At 68.6% G+C, this 17053-nt stretch carries 17 protein-coding genes; 13 read left to right on the forward strand and 4 right to left on the reverse strand.

Translation table 11 applies throughout. The features are described 5' to 3' along the window. Positions 1-3 precede the first annotated feature (3 nt). Positions 4-579: a DUF3515 domain-containing protein gene (locus ABFX36_RS15410; RefSeq protein ID WP_062366942.1), complete on the reverse strand. Its 576-nt coding sequence runs from the start codon at positions 577-579 to the stop codon at positions 4-6. Between the two features lie 79 nt (positions 580-658). On the opposite strand from ABFX36_RS15410, the gene thiL reads away from it, so the two are divergent. From thiL to ABFX36_RS15425, 3 genes are read left to right on the forward strand one after another with little or no spacing between them, the layout of a single operon-like run. Then, positions 659-1636, forward strand: a complete 978-nt coding sequence (gene thiL, locus ABFX36_RS15415) for a thiamine-phosphate kinase (protein WP_062366940.1) — start codon at positions 659-661, stop codon at positions 1634-1636. 17 nt (positions 1637-1653) lie between these two features. Continuing rightward, entirely contained in the window at positions 1654-2178 is a 525-nt protein-coding gene (locus ABFX36_RS15420; protein ID WP_346077087.1) for a gamma carbonic anhydrase family protein, read from the forward strand. Beyond that, on the forward strand, positions 2175-2852 hold the full coding sequence (locus tag ABFX36_RS15425) for a uracil-DNA glycosylase (RefSeq protein WP_006895962.1): 678 nt from the start codon (positions 2175-2177) through the stop codon (positions 2850-2852). The genes ABFX36_RS15420 and ABFX36_RS15425 overlap by 4 nt, the downstream gene beginning before the upstream one ends. Before the next feature lie 10 nt (positions 2853-2862). Here the strand turns inward: ABFX36_RS15425 and ABFX36_RS15430 are convergent, their stop codons facing one another. Then, positions 2863-3654: an enoyl-CoA hydratase/isomerase family protein gene (locus ABFX36_RS15430; protein ID WP_006895963.1), complete on the reverse strand. Its 792-nt coding sequence runs from the start codon at positions 3652-3654 to the stop codon at positions 2863-2865. 141 nt (positions 3655-3795) lie between these two features. Then, positions 3796-3987 (reverse strand): 50S ribosomal protein L28, encoded by a 192-nt coding sequence (rpmB, locus tag ABFX36_RS15435; RefSeq protein ID WP_006895964.1) that lies wholly within the window; start codon positions 3985-3987, stop codon positions 3796-3798. A 316-nt stretch (positions 3988-4303) separates the two neighbouring features. On the opposite strand from rpmB, the gene ABFX36_RS15440 reads away from it, so the two are divergent. The 5 genes from ABFX36_RS15440 (at position 4304) to ABFX36_RS15460 (ending at position 10151) form a co-directional block, all read left to right on the forward strand. Further along, positions 4304-5959 (forward strand): DAK2 domain-containing protein, encoded by a 1656-nt coding sequence (locus ABFX36_RS15440; RefSeq protein ID WP_039867245.1) that lies wholly within the window; start codon positions 4304-4306, stop codon positions 5957-5959. Continuing rightward, positions 5959-8229, forward strand: coding sequence for an ATP-dependent DNA helicase RecG (gene recG, locus ABFX36_RS15445; protein WP_062366938.1), 2271 nt, complete (start codon positions 5959-5961; stop codon positions 8227-8229). The genes ABFX36_RS15440 and recG overlap by 1 nt, the downstream gene beginning before the upstream one ends. Positions 8230-8467: 238 nt before the next feature. After that, entirely contained in the window at positions 8468-8896 is a 429-nt protein-coding gene (locus tag ABFX36_RS15450) for a CBS domain-containing protein (protein ID WP_062367024.1), read from the forward strand. Between the two features lie 70 nt (positions 8897-8966). Then, on the forward strand, positions 8967-9734 hold the full coding sequence (locus ABFX36_RS15455) for an HNH endonuclease family protein (RefSeq protein ID WP_278124361.1): 768 nt from the start codon (positions 8967-8969) through the stop codon (positions 9732-9734). 15 nt (positions 9735-9749) lie between these two features. Then, positions 9750-10151: an NUDIX hydrolase gene (locus ABFX36_RS15460; protein ID WP_269430979.1), complete on the forward strand. Its 402-nt coding sequence runs from the start codon at positions 9750-9752 to the stop codon at positions 10149-10151. A 405-nt stretch (positions 10152-10556) separates the two neighbouring features. On the opposite strand, the gene ABFX36_RS15465 is transcribed toward ABFX36_RS15460, so the two are convergent. Next, positions 10557-11171 (reverse strand): DUF305 domain-containing protein, encoded by a 615-nt coding sequence (locus ABFX36_RS15465; RefSeq protein WP_346077092.1) that lies wholly within the window; start codon positions 11169-11171, stop codon positions 10557-10559. 150 nt (positions 11172-11321) lie between these two features. Between ABFX36_RS15465 and ABFX36_RS15470 the strand changes: the two genes are divergently transcribed. The 5 genes from ABFX36_RS15470 to ABFX36_RS15490 are packed head-to-tail and all read left to right on the forward strand — an operon-like array spanning position 11322 to position 16812. Then, the gene (locus ABFX36_RS15470) at positions 11322-12026 is read left to right on the forward strand and encodes a response regulator (protein WP_346077094.1); all 705 of its coding nucleotides are present in this window, start codon (positions 11322-11324) and stop codon (positions 12024-12026) included. Then, entirely contained in the window at positions 12023-13132 is a 1110-nt protein-coding gene (locus ABFX36_RS15475; RefSeq protein ID WP_346077096.1) for a sensor histidine kinase, read from the forward strand. Before ABFX36_RS15470 ends, ABFX36_RS15475 begins: the two co-directional genes overlap by 4 nt. Before the next feature lie 26 nt (positions 13133-13158). Beyond that, on the forward strand, positions 13159-14448 hold the full coding sequence (locus ABFX36_RS15480; RefSeq protein WP_346077098.1) for a glutamate-5-semialdehyde dehydrogenase: 1290 nt from the start codon (positions 13159-13161) through the stop codon (positions 14446-14448). After that, positions 14445-15374: an AAA family ATPase gene (locus ABFX36_RS15485; protein WP_346077100.1), complete on the forward strand. Its 930-nt coding sequence runs from the start codon at positions 14445-14447 to the stop codon at positions 15372-15374. The genes ABFX36_RS15480 and ABFX36_RS15485 overlap by 4 nt, the downstream gene beginning before the upstream one ends. Before the next feature lie 34 nt (positions 15375-15408). Beyond that, the gene (locus tag ABFX36_RS15490) at positions 15409-16812 is read left to right on the forward strand and encodes a vWA domain-containing protein (RefSeq protein WP_006895975.1); all 1404 of its coding nucleotides are present in this window, start codon (positions 15409-15411) and stop codon (positions 16810-16812) included. Positions 16813-17053 lie beyond the last annotated feature (241 nt).

The raw sequence follows: 17053 nt of genomic DNA on the forward strand, positions 1-17053 counted from the left end.
GCGTCAGCGGCCGAAGTCGAGCGGGGCTCGCTGCAGATTCTTCTCGATCAACGCCGAGACGTCGGTGATCGGCGCGTTGCCGGCACCCGCGGGCACCCACACGGCCACGTAGGGGCGGTGGTCGACGCTCACGTACGCCTGACCGCGGCCCTCGATCGTGTCGGTGATGAACCACTGGACCGGGTTGATCACCTGCAGTGAACTCGTCGGCGCGAGTTCGTGGGGCCGCTCGACACCGCAGCGCACCACAACCGGGTCGGAGTCGGCTCTGGTCCATCGGACGGTGGTCCCGTCGACCGACTTGCCCTCGAAGTCGCCGAGCTCATCGGGCAGTTTCTTGATGAACTCGGCGCAGCGGGCGGCGTCGGCGGCGGTGGTCGTGTACGACTCGACCGGTGACGGCGGGGTGTCGTCGGCGGAGAAGTGCAGCGCCGCGTACGTGATGAAGCCGGCGATCACCATGACCGGGACGGCCACCAGGGTGGCGATCATCGCCGGACTGAATCGCGGTCCCTCATCGGCCGCGGTCTGGCCGTCCTGAGCCTTCTCCGTTGGAGTGTTCCCGGTGCCGTCGCTCATGCTGCCAGTGTGATCGATGGACTGCGTCCGTGGAAATCGGTGCGACCGTTCGCGGTGCGCCGGCGGTAGCATCGGCCCGATGAAGACAGTGGGTGAAGTCGGAGAACGCGCGCTGGTCGCGATGTTCACCACTGCCGCGGCGTCGGTCGGTGACACCGACGATCTGGTGATCGGGTCGGGCGACGATGCAGCGGTGTTCGCGCCCACCGGACCGGTGGTGGTCAGCACCGACACAGCGGTCGCTGGCAGGCACTTCCGGTTCGACTGGTCGACTCCGCGGCAGATCGGGGCACGGGCGGTGGTCCAGAGCGCCGCCGACATCGCGGCGATGGGCGGGGTCCTCACCGGCGTCGTCGTGTCGATCGGCTGCCCGCCGCAGACCCCGGTGGAGCGCGTGCTCGAGCTCAACGCCGGCATCGTCGACCAGACCCACAGGTATCGGGCGCGGGTGCTCGGCGGCGACCTCGTGTCCTCGTCGGAGGTGGTGCTGACCGTCACCTCCCTCGGTGTTCTCGACGGCACGCAGGCGGTGGCGCTGTCGGGTGCGCGCGGCGGCGAGGTGCTCGCGCTCAGCGGTCCGCTCGGCGGTCCGGCAGGCGGTCTGGCGGCTCTGTCCGCCGTCGAGCACGGGGCGGATCCCCTTCTGCTGGAGCAGTTCTCTGACCTGGTCGAGGCCTACCGCCTCCCGCGGCCGGATCTGGGTCAGGGGCGCGTGGCGGCGCTGGCGGGCGCCCGGGCGATGACCGACGTCTCCGACGGCCTCGTGGAGGAGATCATCACGATGGCGGAGGCTTCGCAGGTACGGATCGACATCGATTCGGCGTCGGTTCCCCAGGTCCGCGGGCTCGCCGAACTCGGGGCTGCGCTCGGCGTCGACCCCGCGCGATGGGCCCTCGCGGGCGGCGAGGAACACGAACTGCTCGCGGCCTTCGAGCCCTCGGCTGTCCCCGCGGGCTGGACGGTGATCGGGACGGTGTCCGACGGCGAGCCCGATGCCCGCATCGACGGCGCGGCCGTCGGAGAGATCCGCGGGTGGCAATCGTTCACCGAGACCTGACCTGATTAGATCGACGTATGGCTGTCTACGCACTCGGCGATCGTGAGCCGGTTCTCGGCACAGACGTTTTCATTCATCCCGACGCGACCGTCATCGGTGCGGTGACGCTCGGCGACTGGGTCTCGATCTGGCCGGGAGCGGTGCTCCGCGGCGACTACGGGACCATCACCGTCGGCGACCGCACCAACATCCAGGACGGCACGGTGGTGCACTGCACCTTCACCGAGCCCACCGTGATCGGCGCCGGTTGCGTCGTCGGGCACAACGCGCATATCGAGGGATCGACGATCGGCGACGAATGCCTGATCGCTTCGGGTTCGGTGGTCCTGAACCGTTCGGTGATCGGCGCGGGCTCGGTGGTCGGCGCCGGTGCGGTGGTGTCGTACGGCTTCACGGTTCCCGAGCGGTCGATGGTGCTCGGCGTCCCGGCCCGCCTCCGCGAGGGCTATCAGGTTCCGGAGGGCCATCTGCAGCAGAACACCGAGCTCTACTACCAGAACGCCCAGTACTACCGGAAGAGCCTCCGGAGGCTCGACGCGTGAGCGCCAAGCCGTTGGCCGAGCTGATCGATCCCGGCTGGGCTCAGGCACTGGCGCCGGTCGAGGAGACGGTCGCACGGATGGGCCGATTCCTGCGCGAGGAGATCGCGGTCGGCCGTCGCTACCTGCCCGCCGGAGAGAACGTGCTGCGCGCGTTCGCGCAGCCCTTCGATGACGTCCGGGTTCTCATCGTCGGACAGGATCCCTATCCCACGCCGGGGCACGCTGTGGGACTGAGCTTCTCCGTGGCGCCGGACGTCCGCCCGATTCCGCGATCGCTGCAGAACATCTACCAGGAGTACTGCGAAGACCTCGGTTATCCCCGTCCGGCCAACGGCGATCTGACGCCGTGGGCGCGGCAGGGCGTTCTCCTTCTCAACAGAGTTCTGACGGTGCGCCCGGGCGAACCGGCGTCCCACCGCAACAAGGGGTGGGAAGAGGTGACCGAGTGCGCGATCAAAGCGCTGGCCGCGCGCGACGAGCCCATGGTGGCGATCCTGTGGGGCAACGACGCCCGGCAGCTGGTGAAGTGGTTGCCCGACGTCCCGGTCATCGAATCGCCCCACCCGTCGCCGCTCTCGGCGTCGCGCGGGTTCTTCGGTTCGCGACCCTTCTCCCGCGCCAACGAGGAACTGCTCGATCTCGGCGGCGATCCGGTGGACTGGCGTCTGCCCTGATCCGGTCGGACTACCGGCGGGCGGCGGCGTAGTCCGGCGCGCGCTTGGCGACGAAGGCGTCGACTCCCTCGACGCCCTCGGGCGTGGATCCGAGGGCTGCGATCGAGGCCGACTCCGCGGTGAGCTGATCGCCGAGGGTGCTGGTGGCGCTGTGGTGCAGCAGACGGCGGATCGCGCGGTAGGAGCCGCGCGGTCCGGAGGCGAGCCCGGCCGCGACGTCGTGGGCGGTCTGCTCGACGGAAGCGTCGTCGACGATCTCCGACAGGATGCCGAGGTCCAGCGCGCGGTCGGCGTCCAGGATCTGGTCGGTCATGATGATGTGCCGTGCGCGGGCCGCGCCCACGACGCGGGGGAGCAGCCATGACATGCCGCCGTCGGGCGACAGTCCGATTCCGGGATAGGCGGGACGCATCTTGGTGGCGCGACCGCCGATCGCGATGTCCGCGTGCAGAACGAGGCTCATGCCTGCGCCGGCGGCCCAGCCCTTCACCGCGGCGACCACCGGAAGCTCCGTCTCGTAGAGGAACTCGATCGTCGAATGCAGATCGTCGGCCAGGCCCCGCAGGTAGTCGCTGCGGTCGTCGGCCGCCGCGAACGCCGCGACATTGCCACCCGCGCAGAAGTTCTTGCCCGCGCCGCGGAGCAGCACCGCACCCGCCTCGAGCTTTCCCCGGGTGACAGCGCGCAGCGCCTCGCGCGACTCCAGGACCAGAGCGTGATCGAGAGCGGTTCCCGCATCGCCGGTCGAGATGGTGAGGTTCAGAACGCCGTCGTCGTCGACGCGGATCAGATCAGAGGCCATGGCGAGTACTCTACGGAACGCTCGTCGCCGGCCGGTCCGGGTGGTTGCCGTCCGCGCCGGACAGGTGCACTCGGCGACTCCGGAGACGACGAAATCGCCGCCCGGCACTGCCGGACGGCGATCTCCTGACGCGTGGTGCGCTCAGGCCTTGACGGTCTTGCCCGCCTTGAGGCACGAGGTGCACACGTTCTTGCGCTTCTTGTTGCCCGGGGCGACCTCGACGCGCACAGACTGGATGTTCGGGTTCCAGCGGCGGTTGGTGCGCCGATGCGAGTGCGAGACCGACTTGCCGAAGCCGGGGCCCTTGCCACAAACGTCACAAACGGCAGCCATGATCGAACTCCCTTGGTAGAAAACTTGGGTCAGTGGTCAGCCGATAGCGGGCGCTGCGGTGCGCGCCGCGACGATCGGCAACCCGAATAGAATAACCGCGCAGACCTCGGGTGTCCAAATCGGCGCCGGAACGCGAGAGTCCCGGCGACCTCGGCGAGGGGCCCGGACCAGACGCCGCGACAGTACCTGTCCGAGTGTCGGGGGCGGGCGGTAACCTCGGGGCACATTCGAGGTTCACCGGCGGTTCGGCGACCGCGCACGAGGATCGCGACGGGCCGGCGGAGAGCGACGGGAAGGCGGGGTGGTCGTGCGGTTGATGACCGGAGACAGCAGTACCGCGGTCAATCCTCAGCTCATCAGGGACTGGGCACGTGCCTGCGCCGACGGCCTCGAGGCTCTGCGTCCGGAGATCAACGACCTCAACGTCTTCCCGATCCCCGATTCGGACACCGGAAGCAACATGGCGCAGACGATGACCGGCGCGCTCGCGGTCCTCGACGACCTCGACGGCGCGGCCGATCTGCCCGCGGTGACCCGCACTCTCGCGGAGGCGGCCGTCGGATGCGCTCGCGGCAACTCCGGCGTCATTCTCTCGCAGGTCCTGGTCGGGATCGCCGACGCGGTCGATCTCGCGATGGCCGAGAACGACCACAGTTTCAATCGACTGTGCAAGAACGGGCTGCGTCTCGGCGCCCTCGCGGCCCGGCGTGCCGTCAGCGAGCCGAGGGAGGGAACTGTTCTCACTCTGCTGCAGGTCGCGGCGGATTCGGCTGCGGCCAATGTCGCCGGATCACCGGCGGATCTGGCGCGCGCGGTGGCCGACGACTGCGCCGAAGCACTCGAGCACACGCCCGAGCAGATGCCCGAACTCGCGAGCGCGGGTGTGGTGGACGCCGGTGCACGAGGCTTCCTGGCGATGGCCGACGCGCTCGTGCTGGTCGTCACCGGCGTCGCCAACAAGCGCCGCGCCTACCGCGGCATCCTCACCTCGAGTGTGCACGGTACGGGCCACGAGACCGGAGAGTGCGGCGGTGCCGGCGACACCGACTTCGAGGTGATGTATCTGCTCGACGGCGCCGAAGGAGCGCAGATCGGCGGGCTCCGCGACCGGCTCGGACAACTCGGCGACTCGGTCGTGATCGTCGGCGACAGCTCCGCCGACGGCGAGCGGTTCTCCGTGCATGTGCACACCGACGACCCCGGGGCCGCGGTTGAAGCCGGGATCGAACTGGGTCGGCTCACCGACATCCGGATCAGCTGCTTCGCGCTCGACGCCATCCGTGCCGCGCCGGGGGCCAACGAGCCGCCGCCGCGGTTCAAACGGGCCGTCGTCGTCCTGGTCACCGGCGACGGCGCCGAACAACTCTTCGCCGAGGCGGGAGCGGCAGTGGTCCGGGCCGATCACGGCGTCCATCCGGCGACGCTCTCGAAGGCGATCCGCGCGACCGACAGCGCCCACGTCATCGTGATGGGGAACGGGATGATGTCCTCGCAGGATCTGGTACAGGTGGGCGCGCAGGCGCGTTCGCCCCAACGGTCGGTGGTCTTCCTGCCGACGCTGTCGATGGTGCAGTGCCTGTCCGCCCTGGCCGTGCACGATCCGGTCGAAGAGCCCGACGTGGACGCCTTCGCTATGGCCGAGGCGGCCGCGAACACGCGCTGGGGCTCATTGATGCACTCCAACACCAAGATGATGACTCTGGCAGGCACCTGCGAGATCGGCGACACCCTCGGACTCATCGGCTCCGATGTGCTGGTCATCGCACCCGAGCAGCGGCAGGCGGCCACCGCGCTGCTCGATCTGATGCTCGCGACCGGCGGCGAGCTGGTGACCGGGCTCGCGGGCCGCGACCTTGACGAACGGACGCGGGAGGCTATTGCCGAGCATCTGCACGCGCACTACCCGGGCATCGAACTGGCGCTGTACGAGACCGGACAGTCGTCGCACCTGTTGCAGGTCGGCGTCGAATGATGCTGAGCGCCGCCTCGCCGCTGACCGACTCGTCGGTGGACCCGGCGCTGCTGAAGAAACTGGCCGGACTGGAACTGACCACGGTCGGTGAACTGCTCCGCTACGTGCCGCGCCGGTACCTGCGGCGCGGTCATCTGTCGGAGTCCGAGCGCCCGGAGGTAGGCGAGTGGATCACTGTGATCGGGCGCATCAAGAAGGCGCAGATGATCCAGATGAAGCGCAGGTACGGACAGTTTCTCAAGATCGTGGTCAACGACGGCCGCGCCGATTACGAGGCGAGCTTCTTCAACGCCCGATGGATCCAGAAGGTGCTGCGACCGGGTACCCGTGTCGCGCTCGCCGGCACCGTGAAGCTCTTCCGCGACCAGATCCAGCTGTCGCATCCGGACTGGATGGTGCTGCCCGAGGACGACGGCATCGAGGTCGTGGGGAACGCCGCCATGATCGGCGAGTTGGCCGCCGAGGAAGCAGAGTCGGAGGGCAAGGGCTCGCATGGATCCACGGCGTCGCCCGACGACGTCGCGAACTTCTCGCGCGACATCATCCCGATGTATCCGGCCACCAAAGACGTTCAGACCTGGGAGATCTGGCGTGCGGTGCGGCAGGTGCTGGCGGACACGGTGCCCGCCGAGGACCCGCTCACGGAGGCGCAGCGCGCCGAACGCGGTCTGATCACGGCCGACGAGGCGATCAGCCGCATCCACCTGCCCGACAGCCTCGACGACATCGAGGCCGCACGCGCTCGGCTGAAGTTCGACGAAGCGCTGGCCGTGCAGACCGAGCTCGCCCGCAGGCGTTTGAGCGCGGTCTCGGAGTCGGCGCGCTCGTGCCCGCACGTTCCCGGCGGCCTGGAGGATCGGCTCCTGGAACGGTTGCCGTTCGAACTCACCGGCGGCCAGCGCGACGTTCTCGCGGAGATCGGCGAGGACCTCGCCGGCGAGCACCCGATGAGCAGGCTGCTGCAGGGCGAGGTCGGTTCCGGCAAGACCCTCGTCTCTCTGCTCGCGATGCTCCGAGTGGTCGACAACGGCCACCAGTGCGCGATCCTCGCACCCACCGAGGTCCTCGCCGCCCAGCACTACCGCACCGTGATGACGATGCTCGGAGACCTCGCGCGAGCGGGTGAACTGGGCGCCGCCGACGGTGCGACCCGCGTCGGACTGCTGACCGGATCGCTCGGGACCGCGGCCAAACGCCAGACGCTGCTCGACGCGGTCACCGGGGAGGCGGGCATCGTCATCGGCACGCACGCACTGCTGGAAGAACATGTGGAGTTCTTCGATCTCGGGATGGTCGTGGTCGACGAACAGCACCGCTTCGGTGTCGAACAGCGCGACGTCCTGCGGTCCAAGGGTCGCGACGAGACCCGGCCGCACTTCCTGGTGATGACGGCGACTCCGATTCCCCGCACCGTCGCGATGATCACCTTCGGTGATCTCGAGACGTCGGTGATGACCGAACTGCCGCGAGGCCGGCAGCCCATCGCCACCAGCGTGGTGCCGATGCGCAACCAGAAGTGGGTGGACCGGGTCTGGGCACGGGCCAATGAGGAGATCGACGCCGGCCGACAGGTGTATGTGGTGTGCACCAAGATCGGCGACGAACAGACCAACGTGAAGAAGTCGAAGAAGGCCGCCAAGGATCAGGAGCCCGACGACGACACCGTCTCCGTGCTGGACCTCGCCGAACAGTTGGAGGCGGGACCGCTCGCGGGCCGCCGCATCGGCATCCTGCACGGTCGGCTGCCCGCCGACGAGAAGAACGACGTCATGGACGGCTTCACCCGCGGAGACGTGGACGTGCTGGTCGCGACCACCGTGATCGAGGTCGGCGTCGACGTCCCGAACGCCACCATGATGGCGATCGTCAATGCCGAACGGTTCGGCGTGAGCCAGTTGCACCAGCTCCGCGGTCGCGTGGGACGCGGTCGTCATGCCGGGCTGTGCCTGCTGATGACGACGGCGAGCGACGTGGGGCCGTCGATGGAGCGTCTCCGTGCTGTCGAGGCCAGCAACGACGGCTTCGAGCTCGCCCGCGTCGACCTCGCACAGCGACGCGAGGGAGACATCCTCGGATCGTTGCAGTCGGGCGGCAAGAGTTCGTTGAGCTTCCTCTCGCTGCTCGACGACACCGAGGTCATCGCGGATGCCCGCGACCTCGCGGAGCAGATCGTGCTCGACGATCCGGATCTGGTGGCGCACCAACCACTCGCCGATCTCGTGCATTCAATCCTGCTGCCCTCCCGCGCCGAGTACCTCGACAAGTCGTGACCGTCTCGCCCGCTGGTTGAGCGGCTCCCGCCCGCGCTGGTTGAGCGGCTCCCCTCCCGCTGGTTGAGCGAGCGCAGCGAGTCGAAACCACCGCATCCCCGGGCTGGGAACCCCGTCGCGCCCGTACCCGCTCGTCAACCGGCGCGGGAGCGGTGCGACAGGGTCTGGTCTTTCGGCGAGTTTTGGCGGACCCTGGAGATGTCGAATTCAGCTCACCGAACGGGTGGAGGACGGCGAAATGCGGATTTCCCAGATCCTGAGCAAGAAGGGCAGCGGAGTGATCACCGTGGGCGCCGCATCCACGGTGCGCAGTCTGCTGGCGACGCTCGACGAGTGGAACATCGGGGCGGTGGTGGTGATCGACGAGGGCGGTGCGCTCGCCGGCATCGTCTCCGAACGCGATGTGGTTCGCAGGCTGCATTCGGGCGGCGCGGACATCCTCGACGGACCGGTGGGCCGGATCATGACTCCCATCGTGCACACCTGCTCTCCCGGCGACGAGATCGAGGGCCTGCGGGAGACGATGACCGAACACCGCGTCCGTCACCTCCCGGTACTCGACGATGGCGCGCTGGTCGGGATCATCAGTATCGGGGACGTGGTCAAGAGCGCGATCGATGAGCTGGAGACCGAGCGTGAACATCTGGTGCGCTATATCCAGCACTGAGCGCGTGCGCTACATCCAGCGCTGAGCGTGTGTCGCGGAACCGCGACCGTCGCGGCTGCGTCTAAGGAGCATGGGGCGTCTTCTCGGCCTGCCGCGTGCGGCCGCTCAGCGATGGCGGTGGAGCCGGTCGCGGCGCAGACCCGGGCGGATTCGGCTCACTGTCCGGCAGTGGATGATCCTCGTGGTCTTCGCGATCACGTCCGCAGTGGTCGCGGTCGGGGCAGGTCTTCCGCACACGCCTTCGAAGGTGCCGGCGGCTGCCGTTGTACGGGCGCGCGCCGCGTTGTCTGCGCTTCCCGTCCTCGGCCGACGGCCGTCTCACGACTCGTCGTACGACCGGGACGCCTTCGGTCCGGCGTGGACAGACGATGCAGCGGTGCGGGGCGGCGGCAATGCCTGCGACACCCGCAACGACATCCTCGCCCGCGACCTCGTGGTTTCGGCGCGAACCGGTACGTCGTCGTGCCCGAGTGCTGTCGCCTCAGGCACGCTGACCAGCCCGTACACCGGTCGGACGATCGGATTCCAGCGCGGTCGCGGTTCGGCGGCAGTGCAGATCGATCACATCGTTCCGCTCTCTTACGCCTGGGACCTGGGGGCGTCGAGGTGGCCGGCGCCGCGCCGATGGTCGTTCGCCAACGACCCGGCGAACCTCGTCGCGGTGGACGGTGCCAGCAACCAGGCGAAGTCGGATGCTGAACCGGCTCGCTGGATGCCGCCGCTGCGTGCCTTTCACTGCCAGTACGCGGTCCAGTTCGTGGCCGTCCTCACCGCGTACGGACTCCCGATCGACGTTCCGTCGAGAGATATCCTCGGTGCGGTCCTGAGGTCGTGCTGAGCGGGTGGGAGAACAGTGGATCGTCGAATCGTGGTGAGCGCCGTGGTGATGCGCGACCGGGTGGGCCGCGTGCTCGTAGTGCGCAAACGCGGGTCGTCGCTGTTCATGTTCCCCGGCGGAAAGCTCGATCCGGGGGAGAGTTTCGCGTCAGCCGCGGTACGCGAGGCGCGGGAGGAACTCGGAGTGCACCTGGATGAGAGTTCACTGCGTGCTCTCGGCACGTTCGAAGCCGACGCCGCGAACGAACCCGGTCACGTCGTCGTCGCGGAGGTCTTCGAGCACCCTGTGGTCGGCGTTCCCGCGGCGAGTGCGGAGATCGCCGAGATCGCGTGGGTCGATCCCACCGACCGGAGCCGAGCCGACATCGCACCGCTGTTGCGCGACGCGGTGTTCCCCGTCTTGTCGCCCGTCGATTGAAGGGTCGAGCGACTCCTCTCGGCTTGGCTGTCGGTGTGGTGATTTCGACTCGCTGCGCTCGCTCAATAAGCCTGGGGAGGGCGCTCTGCGGTGGGCTGAACTCTCGTCCTCGCTCAATAAGCCTGGGGAGGGTGCGCTCGGCGGCGGGCTGAACTCTGGTGCTCGGTGGTTGAGCGAGCGGATGTTGTGCTCGCCTCATTAGGCCTGGGGGAGGGTGCGCTCTGCGGCGGGTCGAACTCTCGTGCTCGGTGGTTGAGCGAGCGCAGCGAGTCGAAACCGGGGGTGGGGGATTTCGACTCGCTGCGCTCGCTCAATGAGCCTGGGGATGCTGCGCTCGCTCAATGAGCCTGGGAATGCTGCATGAGCCTGGGGGTGCTGCGCTCACTCAATGACCCTGGGGGTGACTCACAAGCCCTTCAGCATCGCCTTCATCTCATCGATCTCGGACTGCTGGGAGTCGGCGATGTCGCGGGCCATCTCGACCGCGTCGGTGTTCTTGCCGTCGGCGATCTCCTCCTTGGCCATGTCGACCGCGCCCTCGTGATGCTCGATCATCTGCGTGAGGAAGAGCCGGGCGGCGTCGGTGCCCTGCGCGGCGCGCAGCTGAGCGATCTGGTCCTCGGACAGCATGCCGTCCATCTCGTGGTCCATCGACGAATGCGTCGGCTCGTTCCATGCCGTGAGCCAGGACTTGAGCTTGTCGATCTCCGGCCCCTGCGCGTCCTTGATCCGCTTGGCCAGTGTCGTGACATTCTCCGGGACACCCGGCTTGGCGAGAATGATGTCGCTCATCACCAGTGCCTGTTCGTGGTGCGGGAGCATCATCTGAGCGAACATCACGTCGGCCTCGTTGTGTTCGGTGCCGGCGGATGCCTGCGACGAATGCGGAGCCTCGTGCGAGGCCGACATGCTCGACATGTCGTGGGTGGCGTCCGAGGCCTCCTCGTTCGGGCTGCACGCGGCGGCGCCGACGATGACGGCTGCGGCGGCGATCGTGGTGGCGGCGAGTCGGGTTCTCACGATGAGCGTTCCTTCCGTGGTGGTCTCGAGCCAGTCTGCCGCACGGACCCGCCTCGTTCGATGACCCTTCTGTGAAGGTTTGCTCAAGCTCCGGACCGTCGGCACCCGGGTAGATGAGATCCCGGCCGGATTCCGGTCAAGATGGAGGCCATGTCGGCACGGGCGATGGTGGTGGAGGACGAGGCGGCGATCGCGGCGCTGGTGGCGTCGTACCTGGAGCGGGACGGGTTCGAGGTCACAGTGACCGGTGACGGGGGCGAGGCGGTGGCCTGCGCGCGCAGTGTGGACCCCGACGTGGTGGTCCTCGATCTGGGGCTGCCCGGACTCGACGGTGTGGAGGTGTGCCGCCGTCTGCGCACCTTCTCCGACGCCTACGTGGTGATGCTGACCGCACGCGCCGACGAGGTCGACACGCTGGTGGGGCTGTCGATCGGGGCGGACGACTACGTGACCAAACCGTTCAGTCCGCGAGAGCTGTCGGCACGGATCCAGGCGCGGATGAGGCGTCCTCGCAACGGTTTCGCCGGAGCGGCGGCGGGCCGGTCGGGCACGGTCCGCGTGGTCGGTGACCTGTCCATCGACGTTCCCGGCCGAGAGGTGCGGGTGGCAGGCGCGCCGGTCCATCTGACCCGCACCGAGTTCGATGTTCTCGAGGCGCTCTCGTCGGCCCCCGGAACGGTGTTCTCGCGCAGTCGTCTCATCGACGCCGTATGGGGCCCGGAATGGGTCGGCGACGACCACCTCGTCGACGTCCACATCGGCCACGTGCGACGCAAGCTCGGCGACGACGCGGCCCACGGACGATATGTGCGCACCGTTCGCGGCGTCGGCTATCGAATGGGCACCGGGCGATGACCGCGACCGGTCGGCCGAGCCGGTTCGCGGTCGGCACCGGACTGATGCTTGTGATGGCGGCGGTGGTGGTCGCCACCACCGCGTGCGCACTGATGATCGCGTGGCTCGTCGCTCCGGGGATCTTCCATGAGCATCTGCGTCAAGCGGGAATCGACCGCGATTCGAGCGAGGCGATGCACGTCGAACGCGCCTTCGCCGCTGCCGTGGGCGTGTCGTGGGGACTGGCCGCCGTGATCGCCACGGTGTCCGCGCTCGCGGTGAGCTGGTACCTCGCCGGACGCGCGCAACGGACCGTCACGGCGGTGGCGGCGTCGACCGCCCGGATCGCGGACGGCGGGTACGACGTGCGGGTGCACGGCGGCGGAATGGGACGGGAGTTCGACGCGCTCGCCGCAGCGGTCAACCGGCTCGCCGCACGGCTGGCGGAGACCGAGGCGACGCGCCGCCGGATGCTCTCGGACCTCGCCCACGAGATGCGCACCCCGCTCGCCACCATCGACTCGTATCTCGAAGCCGTCGAGGACGGCGTCCGGCGGCCGGACGCCGACACGATGGACATCCTGTATGCGGCGACCGGCCGGCTGCGCCGTCTCGCCGAGGACGTGACCGCGGTGTCGCAGGCGCAGGAGGGCGCGCTGTCGGTGATGCCGGTGCGGACCACCGATCGTGCACTCGCGGAGTCGGCGGCCGCCGCGGCGGGGGAGGCGTATGCGGCGAAGGGAGTGACGCTGCGGGTGGAGGCGCATGCGGCGACAGCCGTCCGCGCCGACCCCGCACGGATCGGCCAAGTCCTGGGAAATCTGCTGGCCAACGCGTTGCGGCACACTCCTGACGGTGGCGCGGTGACGCTGCGGACGCGCTGTGCCGATCCGCACGCCGTCATCGAGGTCGCCGACACCGGCGACGGTATCGCCTCCGACCATCTCTCCCACGTCTTCGACCGGTTCTATCGTGCTGACACCGCCCGCGATCGGGACCACGGTGGCAGCGGGATCGGGCTCACCATCGCGCGGGCTCTGGTCGAACAGCACGGCGGCAGCCTGTCGGCGGCGAGCGACGGGCCCGGCAGGGGAGCGACGTTCACCGTGCGGCTGCCGCGGGTGTGACCGGCCGTCGCGGCTACCCTGGAGTCATGAGTGCACCCACCGCCGATTCGGTCGACGCGACCGCCGGCGTGACGGCAGACGTCACGGCCGCGGTCACCGAACTCGCCACCGCCGCCAAGAAGGCCGCCCGCACGCTCGGGCCATTGACGACCGCGCAGAAGAACGCCGTGCTGCTGGCGGCCGCCGATGCGATCGACTCGGCAGGCGAGGACGTTCTCGCAGCCAATGCCGACGATGTGCGTCGCGCCGAGGAAGCAGGCACCGAGGCGTCGCTGGTCGACCGACTGCGTCTGACCCCGGAGCGCGTGGCGGGCATCACCGGCGGCCTGCGCCAGGTGGCGGCGCTGCCCGATCCGATCGGCGAGGTGCTGGCCGGGAAGACCCTGCCCAACGGTCTCGAACTGCGTCAGGTGCGGGTGCCGCTGGGCGTGGTCGGATTCGTGTACGAGGCCCGCCCCAACGTCACGGTCGACGGCTTCGGCATCTCCTTCAAATCCGGAAACGCGGTCCTGCTGCGCGGGTCGTCGTCGGCCGCGGCGTCCAACGCGGCGCTGGTGGAGGTGCTGCGCGGAGTGCTGCGCGACCACCAGATCGACCCGAACGCGGTGTCGTTGCTGCCGAGCGAGAGCCGCGAGAGCGTCACCGCGCTGATCCAGGCGCGCGGATTGGTGGACGTGGTGATCCCGCGCGGCGGTGCCGGACTGATCAACGCGATCGTCGAGAACGCCAAGGTCCCGACCATCGAGACCGGAACCGGCAACTGCCACATCTTCGTCCACCGGGATGCCGATGTCGACGTCGCGACCCGGATCGTGCTCAACGCCAAGACCCGTCGGCCCAGCGTTTGCAACACGGTCGAGACCGTGTTGATCGACCGCGAGATCGCCGACCGAGCATTGGTTCCGATCACCTCTGCGCTGCAGGCTCAGGGAGTGGTGATCCACGGTGAGGAACCCGGAATGGAACCCGCCACGGAGGACGACTGGCACCGCGAATACCTCTCGCTCGACATCGCGCTCAAGGTGGTCGACGGCATCGACGCCGCGATCGAGCACATCGCGACGTACGGCACCGGTCACACCGAAGCGATCATCACCGGAAGTCTCTCGGCGGCCAACGAGTTCACCTCGCGCGTCGACGCGGCCGCTGTCATGGTCAACGCGTCCACGGCGTTCACCGACGGCGAGCAGTTCGGCTTCGGCGCCGAGATCGGCATCTCGACGCAGAAGCTCCATGCGCGTGGGCCGATGGGGCTTCCGGAACTCACCTCGACCAAATGGCTGGTGTGGGGCGACGGACAGATCCGTCCCGCATGAGCGCGGCGAAGAACATCGGCGGTCCCACCGTGCGTGACGACGTGCGGCCCGCGTTCACCGGGGTCGACGACGTCTGGTCACGGCTCAAGCAGACCGGCTATCTGGCCGACGACGCGACGTCCACCACGGCCTTCCTCGCCGACCGGCTCGGAAAACCGCTCTTGGTGGAGGGCCCCGCGGGTGTCGGCAAGACGGAACTGGCCCGCGCGCTGGCGCAGGCGACCGGCTCGGAGCTGGTCAGGCTGCAGTGCTATGAGGGCATCGACGAGGCCAGGGCGCTGTACGAGTGGAATCACGCCAAGCAGATCCTCGCGATCCAGGCGGCGGGCCATCGGGACTGGGATGCGACGAAGGGCGACATCTTCTCCGAGGAGTTCCTCCTCGCACGGCCGCTGCTGACGGCGATCTCGCGGACCGAGCCCACGGTGCTGCTGATCGATGAGATCGACAAGGCCGACGTGGACATCGAGGGTCTGCTGCTCGAGGTGCTCAGCGACTTCGCGATCACGATTCCGGAGATGGGGACGGTGACCGCGGTCCGCCGTCCGATCGTGCTCCTGACGTCGAATGCGAACCGCGAACTGTCGGAGGCGCTCAAGCGCCGCTGCCTGTACCTGTACATCGACTTCCCGGACGCACAACTCGAACGGGAGATCCTCGCCTCCCGCGTGCCGGAGCTGCCTGCCCGGCTGGCGGAGGAGATCGTGCGGATCGTCGGGGTGCTGCGGACCCTCGACATCAAGAAGAAGCCGTCGGTGGCGGAGACCATCGACTGGGGCAACACCCTCCTGGCGATGACCGCGGGCGCCGACGTCGCGTCGGGCCGGATCGACGACTCACTGGTGGCGCGGACCCTGGGAGTGGTGCTCAAACACCGCCCGGATGTGAAGACCGCACTGCGCGAACTCAAACTCGGTGACAGATGAGCGGTGGGATGTCACTGATGGGATCACGCAGTCGATGACGGAGCCGCTCGTCGACACCCTGACCGGTTTCGTGGACGACCTGCGCAGCCGCGGCATCACGGTGGGGCCGTCGAGTCTGATCGACGCGGGGCAGGCGATGAGCGTGCTCGATCTGCTCGACCGCGACTCGCTGCGGGAAGGGCTCGCTGCGACGCTGCTGGGCGACCACACTCACCGCGACACCTTCGATCTGTGTTTCGAGCTGTGGTTCCCGCTCGGCTCGGCGGCGCGGCGGTCGGCCATGGAGGTTCCGCGCGACGCGGACGGCAACGTCGACGTGCAGGCCCTGCGGGAGCTGACCGCGGATGTGCTCGCCGATGCCGAGGCGATGAGCGACGGCCGGTTCGACCAGTTGGTCGCGATGATCGTCGGCGAGGTGGGACAGTACGAGTCCGCGCGCGGTGAGGCGTACTCGACCTATCAGGCCATGACGGCGATCTCGCCGCAGACGTTGATCGCCCGTATCGCGGCGGCGATGGCCGGCGGGGAGCCGACGGAGTCGGGCGGGCGGCCTGGCACGGATCCGATGAGTCGTCGCGCGGCTCGGGACGCGACCGAACGGCTGCGGGACGCGGTGACGACCGAGACGCAGCGCCGCATGGCCGAGGTGCGCGGGCGCGACGCCGTCGGCCAGTACGCGGTGCCGAAGCTGCCGGAGATGATCGACTTCTTCTCGGCCAATCCGCAGGATCTGGCCAAGATGCGGCGCACGATCGCACCGATCGCGCGCTTGCTGGCCGCGAAGCTCGAGTTCCGGCGCAGGCGCAACCATCACGGCCAGGTGGACGTGCGGGCCACGCTGCGAGCCTCGATGTCGACCGGCGGCGTGCCGATCGAGCTGCGCCGCCGCAAGCCGCGGCCCGGCAAACCCGAACTGGTCGTGATCTGCGACGTCTCCGGTTCGGTCGCGGGGTTCAGTCAGTTCACGCTGCAACTGGTGTACGCCCTTCGCCAGCAGTTCTCCCATGTGCGGGTGTTCGCCTTCGTCGACACGGTCGACGAGGTCACCGAGTTCTTCGACCGCGGCAGCGGTGACGAGCAGTTCGGCGAGCGGATGCACCGCATGCTGACCGAGGCCTCGATCAGCACGCGCGACGGCCACTCCGACTACGGTCACATGCTCAAGGGGTTCAACGCCCGCTACGGTGATTCGCTCACGCACAAGAGCGCGCTGCTGATTCTGGGCGATGCGCGCAACAACTTCCGCCCGACGCACGCCGACGCCCTCGCCGCGATGCGCGACCGTGTCCGCAACGCCTACTGGCTCAACCCGGAACGCCGGTCGTCGTGGGACTCCGGCGACTCGGACGCCGGCAAGTATGCAGAGGTGATCGAGATGTTCGAGTGCCGCAACGCCGACCAACTGTCGAGAGTGATCGCCGACCTGCTCCCGGTCTGACACTCCCGCACGTCCTTCCCCAGGCCTGCTGAGCGCCCCTTCCCCAGGCCGGCTGAGTGCTCCTTCCCCACGCTGGTTGAGCGACCGTTCCCCAGACTTGTTTGAGCGACTCTTCCCAGGCTGGTTGAGCGAGACGCTTCTATGTTTGTCAAGCGGCGGTGGTGACTGCTCCGGGCTGGTTCAGGATCCGGTAGATGCGTCGGGCGAGGTAGCGTTTGAGGATGCGTCGGATCGCGCGGGG

It is taken from the genome of Gordonia cholesterolivorans (genome assembly GCF_039531975.1).
GTDB classification, from domain to species: domain Bacteria; phylum Actinomycetota; class Actinomycetes; order Mycobacteriales; family Mycobacteriaceae; genus Gordonia; species Gordonia sihwensis.

Excerpts from the sequence above, each read along its gene's own strand:
- ABFX36_RS15410 (WP_062366942.1), bottom strand. The coding sequence starts at position 579 with ATGAGCGACGGCACCGGGAACACTCCAACGGAGAAGGCTCAGGACGGC.
- thiL (WP_062366940.1), top strand. The coding sequence starts at position 659 with ATGAAGACAGTGGGTGAAGTCGGAGAACGCGCGCTGGTCGCGATGTTC.
- ABFX36_RS15420 (WP_346077087.1), top strand. The coding sequence starts at position 1,654 with ATGGCTGTCTACGCACTCGGCGATCGTGAGCCGGTTCTCGGCACAGAC.
- ABFX36_RS15430 (WP_006895963.1), bottom strand. The coding sequence starts at position 3,654 with ATGGCCTCTGATCTGATCCGCGTCGACGACGACGGCGTTCTGAACCTC.
- rpmB (WP_006895964.1), bottom strand. The coding sequence starts at position 3,987 with ATGGCTGCCGTTTGTGACGTTTGTGGCAAGGGCCCCGGCTTCGGCAAG.
- ABFX36_RS15440 (WP_039867245.1), top strand. The coding sequence starts at position 4,304 with ATGACCGGAGACAGCAGTACCGCGGTCAATCCTCAGCTCATCAGGGAC.
- recG (WP_062366938.1), top strand. The coding sequence starts at position 5,959 with ATGCTGAGCGCCGCCTCGCCGCTGACCGACTCGTCGGTGGACCCGGCG.
- ABFX36_RS15450 (WP_062367024.1), top strand. The coding sequence starts at position 8,468 with ATGCGGATTTCCCAGATCCTGAGCAAGAAGGGCAGCGGAGTGATCACC.
- ABFX36_RS15455 (WP_278124361.1), top strand. The coding sequence starts at position 8,967 with ATGGGGCGTCTTCTCGGCCTGCCGCGTGCGGCCGCTCAGCGATGGCGG.
- ABFX36_RS15470 (WP_346077094.1), top strand. The coding sequence starts at position 11,322 with ATGTCGGCACGGGCGATGGTGGTGGAGGACGAGGCGGCGATCGCGGCG.
- ABFX36_RS15475 (WP_346077096.1), top strand. The coding sequence starts at position 12,023 with ATGACCGCGACCGGTCGGCCGAGCCGGTTCGCGGTCGGCACCGGACTG.
- ABFX36_RS15480 (WP_346077098.1), top strand. The coding sequence starts at position 13,159 with ATGAGTGCACCCACCGCCGATTCGGTCGACGCGACCGCCGGCGTGACG.
- ABFX36_RS15485 (WP_346077100.1), top strand. The coding sequence starts at position 14,445 with ATGAGCGCGGCGAAGAACATCGGCGGTCCCACCGTGCGTGACGACGTG.
- ABFX36_RS15490 (WP_006895975.1), top strand. The coding sequence starts at position 15,409 with ATGACGGAGCCGCTCGTCGACACCCTGACCGGTTTCGTGGACGACCTG.